The 16,637-nt window shown below is 64.1% G+C and carries 15 protein-coding genes; 3 read left to right on the top strand and 12 right to left on the bottom strand.

Annotated features, from left to right (window positions below; translation table 11 throughout):
- Positions 1 to 30: 30 nt before the first annotated feature.
- Positions 31 to 1,464 carry a glutamate--tRNA ligase gene (gene gltX, locus ACUJ47_RS03770; protein WP_445537115.1) on the bottom strand — a complete coding sequence of 478 codons (1,434 nt, stop codon included), beginning with the start codon at positions 1,462 to 1,464 and terminating at the stop codon, positions 31 to 33.
- Between the two features lie 28 nt (positions 1,465 to 1,492).
- On the opposite strand from gltX, the gene ACUJ47_RS03765 reads away from it, so the two are divergent.
- Entirely contained in the window at positions 1,493 to 3,709 is a 2,217-nt protein-coding gene (locus ACUJ47_RS03765; protein WP_445537114.1) for a ComEC/Rec2 family competence protein, read from the top strand.
- Between the two features lie 54 nt (positions 3,710 to 3,763).
- Here ACUJ47_RS03765 and lexA read toward each other — a convergent pair whose 3' ends face one another.
- The 11 genes from lexA to ACUJ47_RS03710 all read right to left on the bottom strand — a co-directional run bounded on the left by lexA (position 3,764) and on the right by ACUJ47_RS03710 (position 15,170).
- The gene (gene lexA / locus ACUJ47_RS03760) at positions 3,764 to 4,453 is read right to left on the bottom strand and encodes a transcriptional repressor LexA (RefSeq protein WP_445537113.1); all 690 of its coding nucleotides are present in this window, start codon (positions 4,451 to 4,453) and stop codon (positions 3,764 to 3,766) included.
- 87 nt (positions 4,454 to 4,540) lie between these two features.
- Positions 4,541 to 5,737, bottom strand: a complete 1,197-nt coding sequence (locus ACUJ47_RS03755) for a molybdopterin molybdotransferase MoeA (protein WP_445537112.1) — start codon at positions 5,735 to 5,737, stop codon at positions 4,541 to 4,543.
- Entirely contained in the window at positions 5,734 to 6,207 is a 474-nt protein-coding gene (gene moaC, locus ACUJ47_RS03750; protein ID WP_445537111.1) for a cyclic pyranopterin monophosphate synthase MoaC, read from the bottom strand. The genes ACUJ47_RS03755 and moaC overlap by 4 nt, the downstream gene beginning before the upstream one ends.
- Positions 6,208 to 6,373: 166 nt before the next feature.
- On the bottom strand, positions 6,374 to 7,159 hold the full coding sequence (gene trpC / locus ACUJ47_RS03745; RefSeq protein WP_445537110.1) for an indole-3-glycerol phosphate synthase TrpC: 786 nt from the start codon (positions 7,157 to 7,159) through the stop codon (positions 6,374 to 6,376).
- Between the two features lie 8 nt (positions 7,160 to 7,167).
- Entirely contained in the window at positions 7,168 to 8,160 is a 993-nt protein-coding gene (gene trpD / locus ACUJ47_RS03740; protein WP_445537109.1) for an anthranilate phosphoribosyltransferase, read from the bottom strand.
- Positions 8,157 to 8,741, bottom strand: coding sequence for an anthranilate synthase component II (locus ACUJ47_RS03735; RefSeq protein ID WP_445537108.1), 585 nt, complete (start codon positions 8,739 to 8,741; stop codon positions 8,157 to 8,159). Before ACUJ47_RS03735 ends, trpD begins: the two co-directional genes overlap by 4 nt.
- A 51-nt stretch (positions 8,742 to 8,792) precedes the next feature.
- On the bottom strand, positions 8,793 to 9,752 hold the full coding sequence (pip, locus tag ACUJ47_RS03730) for a prolyl aminopeptidase (protein ID WP_445537107.1): 960 nt from the start codon (positions 9,750 to 9,752) through the stop codon (positions 8,793 to 8,795).
- 2 nt (positions 9,753 to 9,754) lie between these two features.
- Positions 9,755 to 10,510 carry a phosphodiester glycosidase family protein gene (locus tag ACUJ47_RS03725; protein WP_445537106.1) on the bottom strand — a complete coding sequence of 252 codons (756 nt, stop codon included), beginning with the start codon at positions 10,508 to 10,510 and terminating at the stop codon, positions 9,755 to 9,757.
- A gap of 79 nt (positions 10,511 to 10,589) precedes the next feature.
- On the bottom strand, positions 10,590 to 11,687 hold the full coding sequence (locus ACUJ47_RS03720) for an alpha/beta fold hydrolase (protein ID WP_445537105.1): 1,098 nt from the start codon (positions 11,685 to 11,687) through the stop codon (positions 10,590 to 10,592).
- 11 nt (positions 11,688 to 11,698) lie between these two features.
- A complete protein-coding gene (trpE, locus tag ACUJ47_RS03715; protein ID WP_445537104.1) occupies positions 11,699 to 13,222 on the bottom strand; it encodes an anthranilate synthase component I in 1,524 nt (507 codons plus the stop codon).
- Positions 13,223 to 13,235: 13 nt separating this feature from the next.
- On the bottom strand, positions 13,236 to 15,170 hold the full coding sequence (locus ACUJ47_RS03710; protein ID WP_445537103.1) for a SurA N-terminal domain-containing protein: 1,935 nt from the start codon (positions 15,168 to 15,170) through the stop codon (positions 13,236 to 13,238).
- Positions 15,171 to 15,363: 193 nt separating this feature from the next.
- Between ACUJ47_RS03710 and tpiA the strand changes: the two genes are divergently transcribed.
- A complete protein-coding gene (gene tpiA, locus ACUJ47_RS03705; RefSeq protein WP_445537102.1) occupies positions 15,364 to 16,125 on the top strand; it encodes a triose-phosphate isomerase in 762 nt (253 codons plus the stop codon).
- 76 nt (positions 16,126 to 16,201) lie between these two features.
- Positions 16,202 to 16,582: a preprotein translocase subunit SecG gene (secG, locus tag ACUJ47_RS03700; protein WP_445538851.1), complete on the top strand. Its 381-nt coding sequence runs from the start codon at positions 16,202 to 16,204 to the stop codon at positions 16,580 to 16,582.
- The last annotated feature ends 55 nt before the right edge of the window (positions 16,583 to 16,637 follow it).

The raw sequence follows: 16,637 nt of genomic DNA, 5'->3' as shown, positions 1-16,637 counted from the left end.
CAATCCTGCGCTCGCTGGCCCTGCGTGCCGTCAGCCCGCTGCAGCCGCCTGCGCGTCGATCCGTGCCAACGCTTCTTCCCGTCCCAGAAGGACCAGAACATCGAAGATACCGGGCGAGGTCGTCGTTCCGGTAAGGGCCGCGCGCAAAGGCTGCGCGAGCTTGCCGAGGCCCAGTTCAAGCTCCTCGGCGAATGCTTTCGTAGTGGCTTCGAGAGCCTCGATTGTCCAGCTATTTTCCGCCTTGAGGCGCGCCGAAAGCAGCCCAAGACGCTGGCGGGCATCGCCATCCAGCAGCTCGGCTGCCTTTTCGGTCAGTTCGAGAGGGCGCTTCCTGAATAAAAAGGCCGCGCCTTCAGCCAGTTCCAGAAGGTTCTTTGCGCGAACTTTGAGAACTGGCATGGCCCGGGTGAGAAGATCGAGATCGACATCCCTTCCGATCATCGGCGCGCAGATATCCGCCAGGCGGGCATCGTCTGCCTGCCGGATGTAATGGCCATTCAGATGTTCGAGCTTCTTGAGGTCGAAGCGAGAGGCGCTCTTGCCCACGCCGTCGATGTCGAACGCTTCGATCGCTTCCTCGCGGGTGAACTCTTCGCGGTCGCCATGGCCCCAGCCGAGCCTGAGGAGGTAGTTGAACAGGGCTTCAGGCAGGATACCCATCTCGTCGCGGTAACTCTCGACGCCAAGCGCGCCGTGCCGTTTCGACAGTTTTGCACCGTCAGAACCGTGGATCAGCGGGATATGTGCGTAGATCGGATCGGGCCATCCGCCTTCGATCTGCTCCATTGCGCGATAGATGGGGAGCTGGCGGAAAGCGTTATTGAGGTGATCGTCGCCGCGAATGATGTGGGTTACGCCCATGTCGTGATCGTCGACGACGACTGCGAGCATGTAGGTGGGCGTTCCATCCGCACGCAGCAGGATGTAATCGTCCAGCTCTTCGTTGCGGACGGTGACGCTGCCCTGGACCTTGTCCTCGATTGTCGTTTCGCCTTCTTCAGGCGTTTTGAGGCGAACGACGAAGGGCGTACCCAGCGGAGCTTCGGATGCGTCGCGGTGGCGCCAACGCCCGTCATAACGGATTGGCTGCTTGGCGGCGCGCTGTGCGGCGCGCATCTCTTCAAGCTCTTCCTGCGTCGCGTAGCACTTATAGGCGAAGCCGTGCTCAAGCAGCTTTTCAGCCACTTCGACATGGCGCGAGCCGCGTTCCGACTGGAACACCGGGGCTTCGTCATAGTCGAGCCCAAGCCAGTCCAGCCCGTCGAGAATGGCGTCGATAGCTTCCTGGGTGGAGCGCTTGCGATCGGTATCCTCGATCCGCAGCAGCGTCTTGCCGCCATGGTGGCGAGCGAACAGCCAGTTGAACAGCGCGGTACGCGCGCCGCCGATATGAAGGAAACCGGTTGGTGAAGGGGCAAAGCGGGTGACCACTGCATCGGTCCGCGCGCCGCTTTCGCTTGCCATAAGTCTCTGATTCCTTTCAAATGCCTGGATGGCGACGCCCCATACGCCCGTGGTACCGATAGCGGATGGAGCCGTTGCCGGCGATGCTGCAGTGCAGCGCCATTGGCGCAAGGTGCCGCGCATGTCCAGTCTCGTGGAGAATGCCGAGCAATTTCTGGCCAGCGCCGGGTTCGATCGGGGGCCATGGCTGGCCGTGGTGTTTGCCTTGGGCATCGCGTCATGGTTTGTTCTCGATACGCCGTGGCAGTGGAGCGCGGGTATTGGCGCTGGCCTCTTGCTGGCCTTGGCTGGAGCGGCATTGTGGCGCGACGGAATGGCCGCCAGTGGAGCCAGCAGGGCTCATTTGCGCCAGTCATTGGTGGCGATTGGTCTGTTTTTTGCCGCAGGGATTGCAGTGGTCTGGATGCGCTCCGAAGCAGTTGGCGCGCATGCGATCGACTATCCGCGCGTCGAGCGCTTGCAGGGTTATGTGCTCGAACGCGAGGACCGACCGGCTGAGGACCGTGTCCGCCTGATTTTAGCAGTGCGCGACGCAGAGACCGGCGAGGCGCGAAAGCTGCGTATCAATGTGCCGATCGAGCAGGTGGATGCCCGTATTGCCGAAGGTGCGATCTTGCGGATGCGCGCGAGGTTGATGCCACCTGCCCCGCCGATGCTTCCGGGAAGTTACGATTTCGCGCGAGCGGCCTGGTTCCAGGGCCTTTCTGCAACCGGCAGTGCGATGGGGGCCATCGAGGTCGTGCAGCCGGCACCCCCAGAGGAGGGCGGGTTGGCGTCTGTCCAGCGTGCGCTGTCCGGGCATGTTCGAAGCCACCTTTCCGGTGCTCCCGGGAGTATTGCCGCAGCGTTTGCAAGCGGGGACCGGGGCGCGATCGCCGTGGCCGATGAAGATGCGATGCGCGATGCCGGGCTCACCCATCTGCTTTCAATCAGCGGCCTGCATGTGAGCGCGGTGATTGGCGGTGCCTATTTGCTGGCGCTGAAGCTTCTTGCCCTGTGGCCGGCGCTCGCGTTGAGGGTGCGCCTGCCCATCGCGGCGGCTGCAATCGGAGCGCTGGCGGGGATCGGCTATACTTTGCTGACAGGTGCCGAAGTGCCAACAGTACGGAGCTGTATCGCCGCATTGCTGGTGCTCGTTGCCCTTGCGTTGGGGCGTGATCCGCTGTCCTTGCGGATGATTGCCCTGGCCGGATTTGCAGTGATGCTGGTTTGGCCGGAGGCGCTTGTAGGTCCCAGTTTCCAGATGAGTTTTGCCGCGGTGATCGCAATCGTTGCTCTGCACAACAGTGCCCCGGTGAAGGCATTTCTCGCGCCGCGCGAAGAGGGTTGGCTGGCCTGGGTAGGGCGACGAGGGGGAATGCTCCTCGTTACAGGGCTGGTGATCGAGATCGCCCTGATGCCGATCGTGCTGTTCCATTTCCATCGTGCAGGGGTCTATGGCGCCTTTGCCAACGTTGTCGCGATCCCGCTGGTAACCTTCATCACCATGCCGCTGATCGCGATTGCCCTGCTGTTCGACCTAGTGGGGCTGGGTGCGCCGCTGTGGTGGCTCGTTGGCCAATCGCTCGAACTGCTCCTCGCGATAGCGCATTGGACCGCTGCGCAACCGGGGGCGGTCAAGCTGATGCCGCAGATGGGCGGGCTTACGTTCGCCATGTTCATAGCGGGCGGGTTGTGGCTGGCGCTCTGGAAAGGCAAGCGGCGGTTGCTGGGACTGGTTCCCGCTGCCATCGCGACCGCTTTCTTCGTCGCCACCCCAGTGCCCGACGTCCTGATCTCAGGCGACGGACGACATGTCGGGATCACGGTGCCCGGCAAGGATGGTGAGGGGACGCGACTTGTCACCCTGCGTGACAGCCGTTCGAGTTACACGCGCGACAATCTGCTGGAACTGGTTGGCGTGGAGGCCGAGCCCGTCCTGCTCGCCGACTGGCCGGGCGCGCGTTGCAGCGCGGACTTTTGCGTTGCCTCGATCGAGCGGGGAGGGCGCAGTTGGAGCCTGTTGCTCGCCCGAAACAAGTTGCAGATCGAAGAGCGCGCGCTGGCCGCAGCATGCGAGCGGGCGGATATCGTAGTGGCCGACCGATGGCTTCCCCGATCATGCCGACCCCGCTGGCTCAAGGCCGACCGGCGCTTCCTGCAGCGCTCTGGCGGCATCGCGATCGTGCTCGAAGACGAGGCAATCCGGAGGGTCGCAGACCATCAGGGTGAGCATGGATGGTGGCGCGCCGGGCGTCGGGACTAGCCGGGGAGCTAGCTGACAAATTGGGGGACAGTGCCCGGCGCGCAATCACGTCAATCAGTGGTAACGGCGCAGCAGGCCCGCGAGCTTGCCCTGAACCACCACTTCGTCAGGCCGATAGACCTGCGGCTCGTAGGCCCCGTTGGCAGGATCGAGCTGGATCATCCCGTTCACGCGGCGCAGGTACTTGAGCGTCGCTTCCTCGTTGCGCACCAGCGCGACCACGATCTCGCCGTCGCGCGCGGTGTCGGTGCGGCGCACCAGCGCATAGTCGCCGTCGAAAATGCCCGCTTCCACCATCGAGTCGCCCGATACTTCGAGCGCGTAATGCTCGCCCGGGCCCAGCAAAGCGGCAGGAACCGGCATGCTAGCCTGCCCTTCGAGCGCTTCGATCGGCGCGCCGGCGGCAATGCGGCCATGCAGCGGGATCTCGATCACGTCATTGGCAGGTTCGCGCATGGCGGGCGGCGCTGAACGCGCAACCGACACGGGATCGTTGGCAGGTGCGCTGCGCTTGGCGGCAGGCACGGCATCTTCCGGCATACGTATCACTTCGAGCGCCCGCGCCCGATTGGCCAGGCGGCGAATGAAGCCACGCTCCTCCAAAGCGGAAATCAGCCGGTGCACGCCTGACTTGCTCTTGAGATCGAGCGCTTCCTTCATTTCCTCGAAAGAAGGCGAGATGCCCGTTTCCTCAAGCCGCTGCTGAATGAAACGGATGAGTTCGTGCTGCTTGGCAGTCAGCATGGCGAAAACCTCCCTTGGCCGCCTGTTCCACGTCCACCGGAACATGGTGAACGAATGTAGAACAATTAGGCAACCCGATTCGCCAAGTCAAGCAATTCCGCCATTTTCCAACAGGTATGCCGGAACAGATGTTCCCGCTTCGATCCGCTCACTCCCGGCAGGCCGGTCGATCAGGCAGTTTGCGGCGGCAAGCGACGCGAGGGCGGAGGAATCCTGCGAATCGACCGGCGTTGCCTTTGCGCCATCCCACACAGCGCGCAGGAATTCGCGCCGGCCGCCAATGGCAGGCAATTCGCTTCCGGACACCAGCATCGCCTTGCGCGGAAGCGGCATGGAGGCGCCCATTGCCGCACGCACCAGCGGCAGCACGAAGTGGAAGCAAGTGACGAAGCTCGACACCGGATTGCCGGGCAGGCCAAGGATCACCTGCGAACCGCGCGTCGCGACCATAACCGGCTTCCCCGGCTTCATCGCGACCTTCCAGAAATCGATCCGGGCGCCCCAAGCTTCGAGCGCCGGGCGGATCAAATCATGATCGCCAACCGAGGCGCCGCCGGAGGTGACAAGGATATCCGCGCCTTCCGCATTCTTCAGGGCAGCTGCCAGCGCCTCAGCATCGTCCGCCACCGGTCCGATCCGCAGCACTTCGCAGCCAAGCGCGCCCAGCATGGCCGCGATCATCGCCCCATTGCTCGCTGGAATCTGGTGATCGCCGCAATTGGCTGGATCGACTGCCAGTTCGTCGCCGCTGTCGAGCACGGCCACGCGCGGCGCACGGCGGACCGGAAGCTCGCCATGCCCAGCACTAATCGCCAGCGCGAGCTGCGCCGGGCCGATCCGTGTTCCTGCGGCGAGCACCTTGCCGCCCTCTGCGAAGTCGAAACCGCGCTTGCGGACATGCTGGCCGGGAAGGGGATTTTCCGAGGTCGTGACGAGATCGGGCTGAAGCAGTTCTGCGTCTTCGCGGATCAGCACGCGGTCGGCACCTGCGGGCATATGCGCCCCGGTCGAAATGCGTACGCATTGGCCCCACATCAACTTGCCGCTGAAAGGAGCACCCGCGCGGCTTTCGCCGACGATCCGCCAACTGCCGATCCCGCAAAGCGCATAGCCATCCATCGCCGAGAGGTCGGCCGGGGGCTGGGTGCGCCGCGCAACCAGATCTTCGGCCAGATAGCGCCCAACCGCTTCAGCAGATGCGACCCGTTCGACCGGCACTGCCGGCGCCAGCGCGAGCACCCGCGTCTGCGCTTCTTCAAGCGTGAGGGCAGGGCTATCGGTCAATCGGCGACCCAATGCCCCGACTTTCCGCCGGTCTTTTCAAGCAGGCGCACGTAACCGATCGCCATGCCCTTATCCAGCGCCTTGGCCATGTCGTAAATCGTCAGCAGCGCGACCGACGCGGCGACCATCGCTTCCATTTCCACCCCGGTCTTGCCGGTAAGCGAAGCAGTGGCGGTTACGCGGATGCCGTCACTCTCATAGGCGAAGTCGACATCGACCGCGTCGACAGCGAGCGGGTGGCACAGCGGGATCAGCTCGCCGGTCTTCTTGGCGGCCATGATCGCGGCGATCCGCGCCGTGCCGAGAACGTCGCCCTTGGGCGCGTTACCGGCCTTTATCGCTGCGAGAGCCTGCGCATTCATGCGAATGTATCCGCCAGCCCTGGCCATGCGCGCCGTGGCCGGCTTGGCACCGACATCGACCATTCGAGCTTCGCCAGCTTCGTCGATATGGGTCAGGCGCTTGCTCATGGATTGGTTCCTTGCGGATCGGACAGTCGAGCCATGCGACACATGCGACATAGTTCAGGATATAAAAAACCGCCTGCCCGAAACATGGCCGCAAGAGGCGACATGGAGTGGGCGGGGCGGAGCTTCATCCGCTCACCTATGCCGCAAACTCTGCGTGTAGGACAGTTCAACCTTCGAGCAGCGCCCGCGTGGCTGCCTCGACATCGTCCTGCCGCATCAGGCTTTCGCCCACCAGGAAGGTGCGCACGCCCGATAGGGCGAGCCGCTGGCAGTCCACATGCGAATTGATCCCGCTTTCGCCGACCAGCAGCGTGCCTTCGGGGGCAAGCGGGGCAAGCCGCTCTGTAATCGCAAGGTCGGTTACGAAGCTGCGCAGGTCGCGATTGTTGACGCCGATCAGCCGGGATTTGAGGCGCGCGGCGCGCTCCATTTCGGCTTCGTCGTGAACCTCGACCAGCACGTCCATCCCGCGTTCGAGCGCGGCAGCTTCGATTTCGGCCATTTCCGTATCTTCCAGCGCTGCGACGATGATCAGGATCGCATCTGCCCCGATGCTGCGGGCTTCAGCAACCTGCCACGGGTCGACCATGAAATCCTTGCGCAGCACGGGCAATTCGCAGGCGCCGCGCGCTTCGACCAGGAAATCCTCGTGCCCCTGGAAATAGGGCGCATCGGTGAGCACCGAGAGGCAGGCCGCGCCGCCTTGCTGGTAGGCGCGGGCATGGGCGGCGGGCTGGAAATCCGCCCGGATCAGCCCCTTGGAAGGCGATGCCTTCTTGATCTCCGCGATCAGGGCAAAGCCGCTCTCCGCCTTTGCTCGCAGAGCAGCCTCGAAACCGCGCGGCGCAGATTGCCCGGCAGCGGCATGGTCGAGCGCGGTGGCGGAGCGTTCGGCGCGACGCTGGGCGACTTCGATCCGCTTGGTGGCGCAGATTTCCTGAAGCTTGTTCATCGTGGCGTTCACTTGGCCAATTCGATCCAGCGCGCGAGCAAGTGCGCGGCTTTGCCGCTGTCGAGCGCTTCAGCGGCCATGGCGGCGCCTTCGCGCCAGTCTTCGGTCCGGCCTGCAACGATCAGCGTGCCCGCCGCGTTGAAGAGCACGGCATCGCGATAGGCGCCGGGCATGCCATCGAGCAGCGCCTTGAGCGCCTTGGCATTGTGTGCCGGATCGCCGCCGCGGATCGCTTCCACCGGCGCATTTTCCAAGCCAGCCATGTCGGCGGAGACACGGCGCATCTCGAAATCATTGCCGGTCACGTCGGCCAGTTCGTTGCCGCCCGCGAGGCTCAGCTCGTCGATGCTCTCGTCGCCCGAAACGATGAAGGTGCGCTCGGTGCCCAGCCGCGCCTTCGCATCGGCATAGATCGGCACATAGCCGGGGCGTGCGATCCCGATCAGCTGGCGCTTGACCCCGGCGGGGTTCGACAGCGGGCCCATCAGGTTGAAGATCGTGCGCTTACCCAGCTTCTGGCGAATGGGCTGGATACGCCCCATCGCCGGGTGGTGGTTCTTCGCGAAGAGGAAGCAGATGCCGATCTCGCCGAGTGTCTTTTCGGCTGTGCGCCCGGCTGCGTCCATGTCAAGCCCGAGCGCCTCGAGCGTATCGGCCGCGCCTGCCTTGGATGAAGCGGCGCGGTTGCCGTGCTTTGCGACCGGGACTCCGCACGCCGCGACGACAAGGCTTACCGCGGTCGAGACGTTGAGCGAGTGGTGCCCGTCACCGCCGGTGCCGCAGCAGTCGACCGTGCCTTCGGGCGCAGCAACCGGGATCAGCCGGGCACGCAGCGCGCGGGCGGCGCCTGCGATTTCTTCGGCGGTTTCGCTGCGGTCGGTCATCGCCAGCAGGAAGCGCGCGATCTCCTCTTCGCTCGCTTCGCCGTCGAGGATCCAGCCGAAGACCTCTTCGGCCTCGGTTTCGCTCATATGCGGAACGGCGAGGGGGAGGTGCCTCATGCTGGCAGCCTCGCATCCATGGCGCAGATCCGCAGGAAATTGGCCAGCATGTCATGGCCATGCTCGGTCGCGATGCTTTCAGGGTGGAACTGCACCCCGTGGATCGGCAATTCGCGATGGCGGAAGCCCATGGTGAAACCGTCGTCCGAAGTGGCGTTCACGATCAGCTCTTCGGGCGGGTTTTCGACCACGAGGCTATGATAGCGCGTGGCGGTGAAGGGCGAGGGGACGCCTTCGAACACACCGCTGTTGTCATGGCTGACCGGTGAGGTCTTGCCATGCATCAGCCCGCCGCGCTGCACCGTTCCGCCGAAATGCTGACCGATCGACTGGTGCCCAAGGCACACGCCCAGCAGCGGCTTGCTCGCATCGGCGCAGGCGGCGACGAGGTCGAGGCTGATCCCCGCTTCGTTGGGGGTGCACGGTCCGGGCGAGATCAGGAAACCGGCGGCATTGGTGCGGATCGCATCGGCGGCGCTCAGCGCGTCATTGCGTTCCACCCGCACCTCGGCCCCCAGTTCCATCAGATAATGGACCAGGTTGAAGGTGAAGCTGTCGTAATTGTCGATAACCAGGATCATTGCGGGCAGGCCATCGCCGTTTGGGCGGCGGCGATCAAGACAGTTTTGCTATCAGGCGGTTTTCCCGGCGAAGCGATCGGTCGCGCGGACCAGCCCGTCGGTGATCCCCGGCTCGGTGTAGAGATGCCCGCCATCGGGCACGATCTGCAGCTCGACTTCGGGCCAGGCCTGCTTGAGCGCCCAGGCCGCGGCAGGAGGCGTGCAGCAGTCATGCCGCCCCTGCACGATGACGCCGGGGATGCCCTTGAGCCGATGAGCGTTCTTGAGCAGCTGGCCTTCCTCAAGCCAGCACTTGTGACGGAAATAGTGGTTCTCGATCCGGGCGATCGCGATCGCATGCTGGTCCTCGGTGAACTCCTCAAGCATCGCCGGATCGGGCAACAGGGTGACGGTAACGCCTTCCCACATGCTCCATTCCTTGGCTGCAGCGAGCTGGACCGCATGGTCGTCGCTGGTGAGGCGGCGATGATAGGCCTCGGTCAAATCGTCACGCTCGTCTTCGGGGATCAGCCCGACGAAACTTTCCCATTGCTCGGGATAAAGCTCGCTCGCGCCATATTTCATCAGCCAGTCGAGCTCGCTCTGCTGTGACAGGAAGATACCACGCAACACCAATTCGGTGACGCGCTCCGGGTGCGTCTGGGCATAGCTGAGCGACAGGGTGGAGCCCCAGCTGCCGCCGAACACCATCCAGCGTTCATGCCCGCACATTTCGCGCAGGCGCTCGATATCGGCGACGAGGTGCCAGGTGGTATTGTGCTCGAGGCAGGCAAAGGGCGTCGAGCGTCCGCATCCGCGCTGGTCGAACAGCAGGATATCGTAGAGTTCCGGATCGAACTGCCTGCGCTGGCCCGAACTGCAGCCCGAGCCCGGACCTCCGTGGAGGAAGACCACAGGCTTTGCGCCGGGCGTGCCGCAGCGCTCCCAATAGATCACATGCCCATCGCCCACATCGAGCATGCCGGTCGCATAGGGCTCGATTTCGGGATAGAGCGTACGCGAATACTTCATGCCTAGTCCTTCTTCGTCACGACCAGCAGCGGGCCAACCGAAGGCCCTTCGTCGAGGCGTTCGGTTACCGGGTCCCACAGCGCCGAAACGCTCCCGTCGAGATAGAGCGCATTCGGGGTCTTGAGCTCGTCCCGGAAATAGCGGGCGAGCTGGCCGAAACTGATTGGTGCTTCCGAAATCACGAAATGCGCTTTTCCTTCTGCGTCGACCCCCACGCCATTGCGGATCGTGCGCGACGGGCCGTCATCCTGGACTTCGGGGTGTAGTTCCCCGCCGATTACCAGCATCGGGCCGGATTGCGTGCCGAATTGCGGCCGGTCGCCTACGTTGGAGTAGAAATCGTCGGCCGTCCTGACTTCCCACTTCCCGGCCGTGCCGTAGAACACGCCATTGGGCTTCAGATAGAAATTGCCTGACCCGTCCTCGCGATTGAGTTCCTTCAGGCGTTCGCCCCGTTCGACGTAGTAGCCGATAGGCTGGCCCTCTGCGTCGAACATCCCGCCATTGGTGGCGAATGCGACAATTGAAGCCTGCTGGCCAAGGGCGGCCCCATAGGTCTTGAGCGAGCGATACGGTGTGCCCTGCGGATCGGCGAGCACGGCGGAAATCTCGTGCTTCGCCGGGTCGGCCACGCAATGTGTCAGCGGCACGCCTTCGAAAACTGCCACCTCGCAGGCCGAAGCCTGCCGCCGCAGCTGCACACGCTCTTCGGATTTGGGGCCGATTTCGGTGCGCGTGACGGGATCGCCGCCCTGCATTTCGCAGGCAGTTAGCGCCAGAGGCAGGGCAATGAGGGCAGCAGTTCGCATCATAATCCGAGTTCGACCTGTATCAGCCTCAGGGGTTTTCCGACAGGAAACGTTCGAGTTCCGCTTTCCAGAGTTTCGGGCGGCTGTGTGTGCCGTGGCCATAGGTTTCCGCCGAAGCCGGTATCAGCACGAAGCGTGCATGCGGCATCTGTTGCGCCAGCGCTTCAGGGTCGCCAAGTCCCGGCGGATTGATGAAATCGTCGGTCGAATTGATCCATAGCACGGGCGCAGTGATCAAGTGCAGTTGCGGCGCAGGGTTGTAATTGCGCGAACTGTCGAGCTGGTAGATCGAGTCATTGGGGTCGACATTGCGCGCGGCGATGGCCTTTTGCGCGCGATGAAGCGCCTCCACGGCGGCATCGCGGGTCGGCAGCTCTGCCTGCATGCGATAGGGATTGCTGCCAGCAAGCAGGAGGATGTTGGCATTGGTCGCCTGGCCTGTGCGAAGCGCCGAACCATCGGCATAGTCGCCGCCGTGATATTCCGGATCGTTCCTGAAGCCGTCGATGATCATCTGGCGGAACATGCGGTTGCGCCCGGCGATCTCGATCGCATTGCAGGCCAAGGGCACGAAACGTTCGACGAAGCCGGGATAGGCTGGCCCCCAAACGAAGCTATGCATGCAGCCCATCGACGTGCCGAGCACGAGATAGAGCCGGTCGACGCCGAGGCCTTCGGTCAGCATGCGATGCTGCGCCAGCACCATGTCGCTGTAGTCATAACGCGGGAATTGCGCCTTCAGCCCGTCGCTGGGCTTGGAGCTTTCCCCATGGCCAAGGTTGTCGGGCGAGATGATGTAATATTTGCCGATATCGAACAGCTGGCCTTCGCCAAACAGCTCGTCGCCAAAATGCGGGGCCAGCAACGATGTGCCGTTACCGCCCGTTCCGTGAAGCAGCAGGATTCCATTGGTGACGCGGCCTTCGCTGTCGCGCTGCGGCGTGCCCAGCGTGTAGACATGCATCTTCACCGAAGGCAGCCTTTCGCCAGTGTGGAAGGTGAAATCGGGCAGCTCGATCGTGTGCTGTTGGGCCTTGGCGACCCAGTCCTCTGCCTGCAGCGGAATTGCCAGGGCCAGTCCGACAAGCAGCGCCAGCGAGCGAATCATGCGTGCGAAAATCTTCATGGTCGATCCATTCATTGTCCGAACCCCGGTTCGCTGGCGACACGCGCCGCTTCGCGCGCCGCAGCGATCAGCGCGCCTGCCTTGACCTTGCATTCGGCCAGTTCGTATTCCGGCTCGCTGTCGGCCACGATCCCGGCACCAGCCTGCACGTTCATTACCCCGTCCTTCACGACCGCGGTGCGCAGCACGATGCAGCTATCGACCGAACCGTCCGGCGCGAAATAGCCGACGCCCCCGGCGTAAGCCCCGCGCGCTTCAGGTTCCAGCTCGGCAATGATCTGGCACGCGCGGATCTTGGGTGCGCCGCTGACTGTCCCTGCAGGGAAACCTGCGAACAGGGCATCGATGGCGTCGCGCGACGGATCGAGCTGGCCCACGACATTGCTGACGATATGCATCACATGGCTGTAGCGTTCGATGGTGAAGCTATCGGTAACGGCCACAGTGCCGCGCGCCGCGACCCTGCCGACATCGTTGCGCCCGAGATCGAGCAGCATGAGGTGTTCTGCGCGCTCCTTGGGATCGGCAAGCAGGCTGGCCTCGTTGGCGACATCCTCGGCCGGAGTTGCACCGCGCGGGCGCGTGCCGGCAATGGGCCTGATCGTGACCTCGCCGTGCCTTACGCGCACGAGTATTTCGGGGCTGGAGCCGACCACCGCGAATCCGGGCAGGTCGAGGAAATAGAGGAAGGGCGAAGGGTTCACGCGCCGCAGAGCGCGGTAGAGTTCGATCGGCGGGAGCGGGAAGGGGCAGGTGAAACGCTGCGCCAGCACGACCTGGAAGATGTCGCCCGCAGTGATGTATTCCTTCGCGCGGAGCACCATGGCCTTGTAATCGTCCGCCGCCATTACCGGTTCGAGCGCCATTTCGGGCAGGTCGGCGGCCTTGCTGCGCGGTGTGGCGGCGCTTCCCAGGCGAAGTAGCGCTTCGTCGATCCGCTCGCCCGCACGCTCGATTGCCGTTGCCGGATCGGCTGCCTGCCAGATCGGTGCGATTGCAAAGAGCGTGTCGGTCAGCCCGTCGAACACGAAGATAAGGGTGGGGCGCACGAACAGCATGTCGGGCAATTGGAGCGGGCTTGCCGGGGCACGCGGGAGGTCCTCCACCAGCCCGACGGTTTCGAAGCCGAAATAGCCGACGAGGCACGCGAGCGCAGGCGGCAGTTCCTCCGGCACATCGATACGGCAGGCATCAGCCAGCGCGCGCAAGGAAGCGAGGCTGCCCGATTCGCAGGGGCTGAATGCGGCGCGGTCATGTTGCCACTGCCCGTTGATCTCGGCCTCGTCACCACTGGCGCGGAACACCAGGTCGGGATCGAGCCCGAGCAGGCTGTAACGCCCGCGCACTTCGCCGCCTTCGACCGATTCGAGCAGGAAATCGCCGCGTTCCGGCTCGATCAGCTTGGCAGCTGCGCCAACGGGCGTTTCCGTGTCCGCAATAACCTTGCGCCAGACGAGGGCAGGCTTGCCAGCGGCAAGCGCCTCGCTTGCTGCGGCGGCATTAGCCGGTAGGTGCGTTCGCGTGGCGTATGGCAAACGCCCCGCTCCCTCAGTTTTCGCCGGTGAGCTGGCGCCGCACTGCGTCGACCGCTGCCTGGTTGGTTTCGACCCCGAGTTCGGCCCGCATTGCCATTGTCAGCTGCGCGGACAATTCGTCGCCGATCGCGCCGCGCAATTGCTGCCGCGCAGCAACGATCAGCGGATCGTTGGCGGCGACTTCGGGTGTCTCGATATTGGCGAGATCGACCACGAACCAGCCAAGATTGTTGGGTGCCTCGAGCCGCTTGGTGCTGCCTTCGGCCATGCTGAACAGCAATGCGAGCGCTGGCGGGATCTGCTGCCCCTGCGCCAGCAGCTCCTCACGGTTGAGGCTGACGTTGTCGACCGGCGGCAGGGCGACCTTTTCTCCCGCAAGCGCGGCGGCAAGCGTGGTGTCGCCCTTCATCCGGCCCAGCACGCGATCGGCCGCTTCGCGTGCCTTCTTGGCGCCTTCCGAAAGGCGCCAGTCGACCACGACGCGCTGGCGGATATCGGCCAGCGGCGCAGCGGCCGAGGGAGTGATTTCGGACACTTCGAAGATGATGTAGTTCGCGCCGCGTTCCAGCTCTGCCAGTTGCGGCTCGCCTTCATCCATCTGGAAGGCTGTGCCCAATGCCCCGCGCAATTGCGGCGCGATCGACTGGCTCGGATTGCCGAACACGCGCCCGTCCGCAGTGAGCGGGGGAGTATCGCTGGCCTGCACTCCAAGCTGCTGGGCAATCTCCGAAAACGCGACACCGCCGTCGATCTGCTCTTCGATCCTTGCGCTCAGGTCGGCGAGGGCCGCGGCGCGCTTCTCTACCAGCAATGCGGCAGTGATTTCCGGTGTAACCGAAGCGATCGAGCGTTCGGCGATCCGGTTCACATTGTCGACCCGCACGACGTACCAGCCCAAAGTGCTGCGCGCAGGTGCCGCTACCTGTCCGCGCGGCGCAGCAAAAGCTGCCGCAGCAACATCGGCTCCGGCGAGATTGGCATAGGCGGCCTGATCCATCGGCCCGATCCGGGATGTGCTGAAGCCTGCTTCGCGCGCAACCGCGTCGAGCGATGCGCCTGCCGCCACCCTCTGGCGCAGCGCGTTTGCGGCATCCTGGGTCGGCACGATCAGCTGGGTAAAGGTACGGTCTTCGCGTGCGGAATACTGCGCCTTGTCGCGCTCGTAGCGCGCGGCGATTTCGGCAGCTGTGGGGGTGATGCTGCTATCGAGGCTGTCGACGCCAAAGGTCGCATAGCGCAGGGCTCGCCGCTCAGGCAGGACATAATTCGCGCGGTTTGCCTTGTAGAAGGCATCGAGCTGCGCGGCACTGGGCTCGCCGGTCGGTGCGAATACCGCACTCGGGATGAAGCCCACGGTGCCTTCGCGGCGTTCACGCAGCAGCGCGGCATAACGCATCGCCATCTTCTGCGGCATTTGCACGCCGCTGAGTGCGGGGACGAAGATCTGGCGTGCGAGCAGGCTGTCGGCCAGGTCGCGGCGCACGATAGCTTCGCTCAATCCTTGTTGGCGCAGCGCCGCCTGGAAAGCGTCATTGCTGAAATTGCCGTCCGGCCCGCGGAAGGCGCCGATCTGCAGGATTTCGCTGTTCACAAGATTTGCGCCCGCGCGCATCCCGTATTTCTCGGCATAGGCCCCGACGGCGGAGCGATCGATCATCTGCTTGAGCACTTCATCGAGCCCGCCCTGCGCGATGAAGCCGGCCATGGTGATCGTGGGATTCTCCTGCCGGACCTGGTCCATCGCCGAATTGGCCGAACGGAAGAAGTCGGCGGTGCCGATCTTCTCGCTGCCGACCACGGCCACGCGGTCGCCACCGGAGACGCCGCCGAAGGTGCCGGTATTCGCGACATCGCTGCTGGCGAAGGCGAAGGCGATCAGGGCAAGGAAGCCGAGGGTCAGGCCAAGGCCGAGCTTGGAACCGAAGAACTGGCGAAAGAAGGTGATCATGAAAGACGGGGTCCGCGACTGCTGTTCCCGCAGGGATGCGGGGAAGTGACTATCGGCGTGCGCTTTATCGGCCCTGAGGTCTTGCCGCAACAGGTGACAAACGGTTTTGACTGGATTGGAAAGGTCGGCTAGCGGGGCCCGCCCTGCAGACCCTATATCTAGGGGCTGGATTCGCAACAGACAGGAATACGAGATGGCCGGCAGGCCCTATATTGTTGGCAATTGGAAAATGAACGGCACACGCGCGATGCTGTCCGAAGCGCGCGCGATCGATCGTGCGGCGCAGCGGCACATGAAGGTCGAAGTCGCGCTGGCGCCTCCCTACACGCTGATCCACGCGGTTCACCGCGAAGTGGAGCAGATCGGAGTGGGCGCGCAGGATTGCCATCCGGGCACCGATGGCGCCTTCACTGGTGACATTTCGGCCACAATGCTGGCCGATGCCGGGGCGAAATTCGTGATCGTCGGCCATAGCGAGCGGCGCGTGGGCCATGGCGAAAGCAATGCTCTGGTGCGTGAAAAGGCGCAGGCCGCGCTCGACGCGGGCATGCGCGTGATCATGTGCTGCGGCGAAGACGCATCGACCCGCGACGGTGGCAAGGCGATCCAGTTCGTCACCGGCCAGCTCAAGGCCTCGCTTCCCGAAATGGCCGATGCGGGTGAGCGGCTGACCGTTGCTTACGAACCGATCTGGGCGATCGGCACCGGCAACAATGCCACGACCGACGACATTTCCGAGATGCATCGCGAAATCCGCAAGCTGCTCGTTTCGCTCTATGGCGAAGAGCAGGGCAGCGCGGTGCGCATCCTCTATGGCGGCTCGGTCAAGCCTGACAACGCCAAGGCTATCCTTGCTGCCGACGAAGTGAACGGTGCGCTGGTTGGCGGCGCCAGCCTGACGGCCGACAGCTTCATGGGCATTGCACTGGCGGCGGGTGACGCGCACGAAGGCTGATCGGCTCCCGCGCGCTGCTCTTGTCCAATACGCTTCGCGGCCCTAAATGCGGGCCAGCAACCGAAAGTAGATGAATATGTCGCTATTCCTGTTCCTGACCGTCGTCCAGGCGATCGTCGCCGCCGCATTGGTGGGCGTGATCCTGATGCAACGCTCCGAAGGCGGTGGTTTGGGCATCGGCGGCAGCCCCGGCGGGCTGATGGGCGCGCGCGGCGCGGCTGACTTCCTCACCCGCTCGACCCGCTGGCTGGCGATCCTTTTCGTCGTTCTTTCGATAGCGCTTGCCGCTGTCGCAGTAGAAACCACCGGCGGTGACGAAATCAGCTCAACGCTAGATCGCACCGTGGTTCCCGCGGCTCCGGTCGATCCGCTCGCTCCGACGGGCGATCCGCTCGGCGCGCCTGCGCAACCGGCACCGGCGACCCCGACCGATCCGCTCTCCGGCGCGACCGAATAATCCACCTAAATCGTGCGATTGTGGATTGCGGAGGTTTCCGCAGTCCAAATCGCTT

This window comes from Altererythrobacter sp. Z27 (assembly GCF_052683155.1).
This window is presented reverse-complemented; position numbering and strand designations above follow the sequence as displayed.

Coding starts and splice junctions, on each gene's coding strand:
- gltX (WP_445537115.1), bottom strand. CDS start 1,464: ATGGCAAGCGAAAGCGGCGCGCGGACCGATGCAGTGGTCACCCGCTTT.
- ACUJ47_RS03765 (WP_445537114.1), top strand. CDS start 1,493: ATGGCGACGCCCCATACGCCCGTGGTACCGATAGCGGATGGAGCCGTT.
- lexA (WP_445537113.1), bottom strand. CDS start 4,453: ATGCTGACTGCCAAGCAGCACGAACTCATCCGTTTCATTCAGCAGCGG.
- moaC (WP_445537111.1), bottom strand. CDS start 6,207: ATGAGCAAGCGCCTGACCCATATCGACGAAGCTGGCGAAGCTCGAATG.
- trpC (WP_445537110.1), bottom strand. CDS start 7,159: ATGAACAAGCTTCAGGAAATCTGCGCCACCAAGCGGATCGAAGTCGCC.
- trpD (WP_445537109.1), bottom strand. CDS start 8,160: ATGAGGCACCTCCCCCTCGCCGTTCCGCATATGAGCGAAACCGAGGCC.
- ACUJ47_RS03735 (WP_445537108.1), bottom strand. CDS start 8,741: ATGATCCTGGTTATCGACAATTACGACAGCTTCACCTTCAACCTGGTC.
- pip (WP_445537107.1), bottom strand. CDS start 9,752: ATGAAGTATTCGCGTACGCTCTATCCCGAAATCGAGCCCTATGCGACC.
- ACUJ47_RS03725 (WP_445537106.1), bottom strand. CDS start 10,510: ATGCAGGGCGGCGATCCCGTCACGCGCACCGAAATCGGCCCCAAATCC.
- ACUJ47_RS03720 (WP_445537105.1), bottom strand. CDS start 11,687: ATGAAGATTTTCGCACGCATGATTCGCTCGCTGGCGCTGCTTGTCGGA.
- ACUJ47_RS03710 (WP_445537103.1), bottom strand. CDS start 15,170: ATGATCACCTTCTTTCGCCAGTTCTTCGGTTCCAAGCTCGGCCTTGGC.
- tpiA (WP_445537102.1), top strand. CDS start 15,364: ATGGCCGGCAGGCCCTATATTGTTGGCAATTGGAAAATGAACGGCACA.
- secG (WP_445538851.1), top strand. CDS start 16,202: ATGTCGCTATTCCTGTTCCTGACCGTCGTCCAGGCGATCGTCGCCGCC.